This window comes from Bacteroides sp. (assembly GCA_036351255.1).
Classification (GTDB): Bacteria; Bacteroidota; Bacteroidia; order Bacteroidales; family UBA7960; genus UBA7960.
Genome location: JAZBOS010000029.1, coordinates 1 through 6,836 on the forward strand (window position 1 = coordinate 1; position 6,836 = coordinate 6,836).

At 49.8% G+C, this 6,836-nt stretch carries 4 protein-coding genes; 1 reads left to right on the plus strand and 3 read right to left on the minus strand.

Annotated elements, in window-relative coordinates; translation table 11 throughout:
• The 3 genes from V2I46_02700 to V2I46_02710 all read right to left on the minus strand — a co-directional run.
• On the minus strand, positions 1 to 2,922 hold a 2,922-nt coding region (locus V2I46_02700), incomplete at its 3' end, for a PDZ domain-containing protein (protein ID MEE4176399.1).
• A gap of 230 nt (positions 2,923 to 3,152) precedes the next feature.
• Positions 3,153 to 5,276: a M3 family metallopeptidase gene (locus V2I46_02705; protein MEE4176400.1), complete on the minus strand. Its 2,124-nt coding sequence runs from the start codon at positions 5,274 to 5,276 to the stop codon at positions 3,153 to 3,155.
• 132 nt (positions 5,277 to 5,408) lie between these two features.
• The gene (locus tag V2I46_02710; protein MEE4176401.1) at positions 5,409 to 5,714 is read right to left on the minus strand and encodes a hypothetical protein; all 306 of its coding nucleotides are present in this window, start codon (positions 5,712 to 5,714) and stop codon (positions 5,409 to 5,411) included.
• A 253-nt stretch (positions 5,715 to 5,967) separates the two neighbouring features.
• Here V2I46_02710 and V2I46_02715 point away from each other — a divergent pair.
• Positions 5,968 to 6,836: serine hydrolase domain-containing protein (locus V2I46_02715; protein MEE4176402.1), on the plus strand; the 869-nt coding region annotated here is incomplete at its 3' end.

Here is a 6,836-nt window from a genome sequence, read left to right on the forward strand (position 1 = left end):
ACCCAGGTTTTTCTGGCGGAAGAAATAGGGGAAAGCGTCACCGCCGGAAGAAGAATACTGGTTGATGAGCATGGCCTTGGGCCCATCGTGAGCGATCCCGGGGGTGCGCATGGGGTCAAGACCTGCACGGTGCCAGTAGGCGTGGGTTTCACGGGTGAGCAGTTCAGTGAGGCGATCGGGAATAAAGCCGCCTCCATTGAAACGCTCATCGATGATCAGGGCTTCCTTGTCATGATAGGCATAAATTCCACGGTTGAGTTCGCGGTTGCCTTCCACGGCGGTATTGGGAACATGAATATAACCTATGCGGCCGCCCGAGAGACTGTCAACGATTTCCCTTCGGGTGTTTACCCAGTCGAGGTACATCAATTCAAGCTCGCTGGCAATGGGGCGGATGGTAAAGGTGCGGGCGCCTTCAGCCACAGGCCTGCTGTTTACAGTGATGCGGGTGGCCTTGTCCACACGGTTCTCAAGGAAAATATAGGGGTTATTGGCAAGGGTCACATCTTGTCCATCGATGCTGATGATGAAGTCGCCTTCGCGAATGTCAATACCTTGTTCGGTGAGCGGCGAGCGGCGAGACGGGTTCCAGTTTTCCCCTTCATAGATCCTGGTGATGCGGTAGCGGTTATTCTGGACATCAGCAGCCAGTTTGGCGCCCAACAGTCCGTTCTGAATTCGCTGCGGGCGATCCCATTCGCCATAATCGACGTAGGCGTGGCCTGCATTGGTCTCAGCCACCATCTCCCCAAACATATAATCGAGGTCGAAGCGGTGGTTCACCGATGGCAGAAGTTGTGAATAGCGTGCATAGAAGCCATCCCAGTCGACATTATGGATGTTTGAAACGTAGTAATAATCGCGGACGATGCGCCAGCCATCCCTGAAGATCTGTTCCCATTCCTTGCGGGGCTCAATTTTCATGGTGAGGTCTTTCAGGTCGAGCTGGCCCTCGCCTGCCTTCTGGTTGGGTGCCAGGCTCGCCACGGCATATTCGCCCCTTTGCATATACAGGAACTTGCTGCCATCAGCCGAAACAGTGGCCCCCCGGATGCCCGGCATAATCACCTCGTTTTTCTGTTCTTTTACGTTGTAGCGGTTCAGTCCTTCGTTGTTTGAATAAACGATACCATCCTTCACGGCCTGCAGGTTCCCATAGGTACCTGAAGACAGGGGGAAGGCCACAATGCGATTCCCGGCATTCTGTGGATCGATGCGAACCACCACATCCTTGTTTTCCTCTTTCTTTTCGTTATCCCCCGTCTGTTCCAGGGTTTCTTTGGGTTCAAACAGCCTTGGGCTATCGTTGGTCAGCGGCAGGGCATAAATGCGGGTGGCATTGTTGTAGAGGTAGTTAAACTCGAAGTCTGAAAAGGCAAGGTTGAAATCGCGGTTGGAGAGGAAGAAGATGTATTGCCCGTCCTTCGAGAACACGGGACTCATATCGTTGAATGTATCATCGGTAAGTTGCATCTTATTGCCACTGGCAATTTCATAGACCCACACCGCGCTCTGATCGTTTGTGCTGTTCTTGGTGTAGGTGATCCATTTTGAGTCGGGGGAGAAGCTGTACGACCTGATCTCATCAGAAGTGGCACGGTCCACACGGGTGACCTCACTGGTCTGCACATCGAGCACCTGCAGGTACATGCTACGGTCGAAGAAGGTGAGGTAGCGACTGTCAGGCGACCATTCAGCCTGGTATTTCCAGCCTTTTGAATTGCTGGTGATTTGCCGCGGTTGGGCTCCTTCCTTGTTTTCAAGCAGGAAAACCTCGTATTCTCCGGTCTCATCCGAATAATAGGAGATCCACTTTCCATCGGGCGACCATTGGGGGTAAACTTCGCGAACGCCCTGGGTGTTGGTGAGGTTGAAGATGGTGCCGGGTCCTGCTGGTACCGAGAAGATATCGCCACGGGCATCGAGGAGGACCCTGCTGCCGGAAGGTGAAATGGCAGTGCTGTGAATGTTGCCTTTTACATTCTTGAAATAGGGCAGGGTGTTTTCATTGTCGAAGTGGATGTTCACCACCACGCGTTCCTGCCTTTCGGTGTCCAGATTGAGTTTGAAGAGCTGACCGCCGCTTTCATATACCAGCAGGTTTTTGCTGCCAGCCGGCCACATCACGTCGAATTCGTTGTGACGGGTGAGTTGTTTGACCTCTTTGGTGCTGACATCATAACTGTAAATGTTGAGCCAGAGGTCGCGGTCAGAGGCAAAATAGATTTTGTTGTTGTACCAGTGGGGGATTTGATCGGTGCCTTCCCAGTTGGTGATTTTTTCCGAGAGGTTTTGCTCCAGGTCATAGATCCATATATCGCTGGCCCTTCCGCCCTTATAGCGTTTCCAGGTACGGAATTCCCTGTCCACCCAGGTAAAGGCCATTTTCTTGTTGTCGGGGGAGAGTACCCCGAAGCCGGCATAAGGGATGGGCAGCTCTTCTTCAAAACCCCCGTCGATACTCACCAGGAAGTATTTTCCCATACGTTCGCCATATTCGGTACGGTTGCTTCGGAACAGGATTTTTTTGCTGTCGGCAGTCCAGTCGAGCACCACGTTGTCAAATCCGCCGCGCTGAGGCATGGGGCCCACATCGTTGTAAAATGTGAGTTGTTTTGGCGTACCACCTTCTGCTGGCATCACATACACCTGGCGGGTGCCGGTGTATTCTGCAGAGAAGGCGATCCACTGGCCATCAGGTGAGATCTTCGGGAAGAGCTCCAGACCATCGTGAGAGGTGAGGCGGCGTGCATCACCGCCACTGGCGGAAACTGTCCACAAGTCACCTGCATAAACAAAAACAATTTGATTGCCGCTGATATGAGGATAGCGCATCAGCCGTGCATCTTCAAGCGCCATGACACCCTGGAACAGAAAGAGCAGGGATGCCACAAGCATGATCTTTTTGAAAAAATGTTTCATGATTGAAGGATGAATGATTTAAAAAGGGTTGCTAAAAAATTTTGCTTGGTAAAGATAGGAATTTGCGGAAAAAGAATTGAAATCAGGGGTCGATAGTTCTGTTTAAATGCTGGGAGGTGTCTAAAGAATTAGCTGGTTTGATCTGTTGACATTAAATTATTGTCATCCATAAAAAAGCCGTTTCGGAAATTCCTCCGAAACGGCTTTAATAAGGTTTAATAAAATACGTCTTACCTGAGCAGTCCGCGCTGACGGAGCAAAGGTTCTACTTCGGGCTCATGTCCACGGAACTTGACATACAAGACCATGGGGTCTTCGGTGCCACCGCGTTCCAAAACATTCTCGCGGAATGCCTGGGCCGTTTCGGGGTCAAACAGGTCACCAGCTTCGCGGAAAGCTTCATAAGCATCGGCATCGAGGATGCCTGACCAGATGTAGCTGTAATATCCGGAGGAGTATCCACCAGAGAAGATGTGCTGGAAGTGGGTGCTTCCGTGTCGGAAGTTAATCTCGGGCATCATGGTGTACTTGTTAATGGTGCGCTCATCGGTGATACTGGCTACCTGATCGAGCTGATCGGCAGGATAAGGCTCGGTGATGGTATGATACTCCATATCAAGCAAAGTGGAGGCAAGGAATTCAACAGTCTCAAAGCCCTGGTTGAAATGACCGCTTGCTACCAGTTTATCCATCAGTTCTTGTGGCATGGGTTCGCCGGTCTCATAATGGAGGGCGAACTCTTTCATTACCTCGGGGTCTTTGGCCCAGTTTTCCATAATTTGTGAGGGCAGCTCGACGAAGTCGCGGGCCACATTGGTGCCCGACAATCCGGGATAGGTAACATCGGAGAGGAGTCCGTGAAGGGCGTGACCAAATTCGTGGAAGAAGGTGGTCATCTCGTCATAGGTAAGCAGGGCGGGCTGGCTTGCAGTGGGTCGGCTGAAGTTGCACACCAGAGTAATAACCGGGTGAACATAATTGCCTTCGCGGTCAACAAATTGATCGCGGTAGCTGCTCATCCAGGCGCCGCCACGCTTGCTTTCACGTGGGTGGAAGTCCATATAGAGGATGCCACGGTGGCTGCCATCAGCTTCTAAAACCTCATAGGCTACTGCTTCGGGATGGTATTTTGGGATATCGGTGCGTTCCACGAACTGCAGACCATAAAGCTTGTTAACCACCATAAAAATGCCATCACGAACAGTGTTCAGTTCAAAATACTGGCGGATCTCCTCTTCGTTGAGGTCGTATTTTTCCTTGCGTACCTGCTCAGCATAATAACGCCAATCCCAGGCAGCCAGGTCATAGTCAAGGCCACGGGCATCGATCAGTTCCTGCATCATGGCAGCTTCTTCTTGTGCAATGGGGAGGGCATAGCCCCAGAGTTCCTCAAGGAAGGAAGTCACGGTGCCAACGGTCTTGGCCATGTTTTCTTCCAGCACAAACTCGGCGTGGCTCGAATAGCCAAGCAGGTTGGCGCGCTCCAGGCGGAGGTTAACGATTTCGCCGATGATGGCATTGTTGTCAAATTCGTTTCCGTTGTTGCCGCGGTTCACATAGGCCTGTTGCAGTTCCTTGCGCAGTTCGCGGTTTTCGGCATATGCCAGGAAAGGCATTACGCTGGGGTTTTGAAGGGTGAATACCCATTGGCCTTCGAGGCCCTGGGCGGCAGCTGTCTCGGCGGCTGCATCGACAACCGACTGGGGCAGTCCGGCCAGGTCGGCTTCATTCTCCACTACCATTTGATAATTGTTGACCTCACCCAGGGCATTTTGGCCAAACTGAAGAGTCAGGACGGCCAGGCGTTGGTTGATTTCGCGGAAGCGCTCCTGCTTTTCTTCAGGGAGGGCTGCCCCATTGCGAACGAAGTTCTTATAAGTCAGCTCAAGCAGGCGGGCCTGTTCACCGTTAAGGTCCAGGTTTTCTTTTTGCTCGTAGACAGCCTGGATGCGCTTGAATAGTTCAGGATTGAGGCTGATGTTATCACTGTGCTCTGAGAGTTTCGGGGCCAGTTCCTGGGCAATGGCTTCAATCTCGGGGCTGGTGTTCGAAGAATTGTAGTTGTAGAATACAAAGGCCACCCGGTTGAGCAACTGACCACTATAGTCGAGCGCAGCAATGGTGTTCTCGAAGGTAGGCGCTTCGGGGTTGTTTACAATGGCGTCGATCTCGGCATTGTGCTCCAGCATGGCTTCTTCCATGGCAGGTGCAAAATGCTCGTTTTGAATCTGATCAAAGGGCGGAACGCCATGGGGAGTGTTGTATTCCCCCAGGAAAGGATTCTCGGCTCTCTTTACGCCGCATGCAGAAAACATCATCATGGGAATTAACAATAAAAACAGGTACTTCTTCATTTGATTAATAATTAGGTTTAAAGGATCATGGGAATGCTTGAAAGAAGGCGCAAAAGTACAAAAAGACAAGCAGGTTTGCAAGACAAGCAACTGCCTGTAAATAATTTATGGTGATTTTTTTTCGAAGATGCTTCAGCGTTTGGAAATACAGGTGATATTCACCATCTTTCCGGCCATACAAATGCTCATCATGTCGGTGGCTTCGGTATAGGTGATCGTAACCTTCAGTCCATCCTGCAATTCAACATCGTATTGATGCAGGTTAACCGGCTCAAGGCGCTGTCCATCTTCGAGCTCGAAAAGCCAACGACAGCCATCCAAACCCGCGTAGTCGCGAAGCACGGCTTTTTCACCTTCGGGGCATTTGTCGGCGGGGCAACCGGTTAGCAACCACCCAATGCAAAGCATCAGAAATAGAAAATAAATTCTTGTTTTCATAGCTTGTTTATTATTGGGTTAGGAAATAAACATCCAAAGTTAATATTTTCATCTTGAATATAAGAATACCGGGTTCTTTAAAAATTTGATATCAGTTTTTTGCCTATTATCTGTTCTGTTATGGACACCCATTGTACACCTGCGGACATTTTTTTCTTGACGGTCAGATAATATATGATTTAAAATGAGATGATTGTACATTCTGGATTTATTTTTGTAACTTAAAAGTTTATTTTATTTAAAAACAAGTCATATGAAAACAAAAAACCTGAACTTATTCCTTTTACTGTTATTGCTTGGATTTGGGGCTGCTGCCCAGAGGTCAGGCAACCGCAATGCCCAGCTCAACCGAACACTTGATGAATTGATTGAACAGCGTTTTCAGCCGAATGAGCCGGGTGGAGTTGCATTGGTAGCAAAGGGTGATGAGGTCATTTACGAGAAGGCTTTTGGGATGGCCAACCTTGAGCTGGAGGTTCCTATGCAAACCGATATGGTATTCCGGATTGGCTCAGTTACCAAACAATTCACTGCTGTGGCGATCCTTCAGCTCCTGGAACAGGGCAAACTTTCTCTTCAGGATGATATTACCAAATTCATCCCCAATTACCCTACCCATGGACATACAATAACCATTCATCAATTATTGAACCATACGTCGGGGATTATGAGCTACACGGATAATCCTGAGGTTTTCAATCTTGAAAGCATGCGAAAGCAGCTTAACCCTGAAGGACTGGTTGATCTGTTCAAGAACCAGCCTATGAACTTTGCACCCGGGGAACGTTTTCTTTACAATAACTCTGGCTACATTCTTTTGGGGTATATCATTGAGAAGGTTAGCGAGGAGTCCTACGCTGATTATGTGCGCACCCAACTTTTTGAGCCTGCTGGCATGGAGCACTCCCTGTATGGGGATGACAAGCAAATCCTGAAAAACCGGGCTTATGGTTATCAACCGATTGAAGATGGTTATGCCAATGCCGATTTCCTGGATATGAGTTTGCCATATGCTGCGGGTTCGCTGATGTCGACCGCCCGCGATCTTTTTAAATGGAATCAGGCCCTGAAAAGCGGGAAGATCCTGAAACCAGAGACCCTTGAACTTGCCTACCAGGAAGG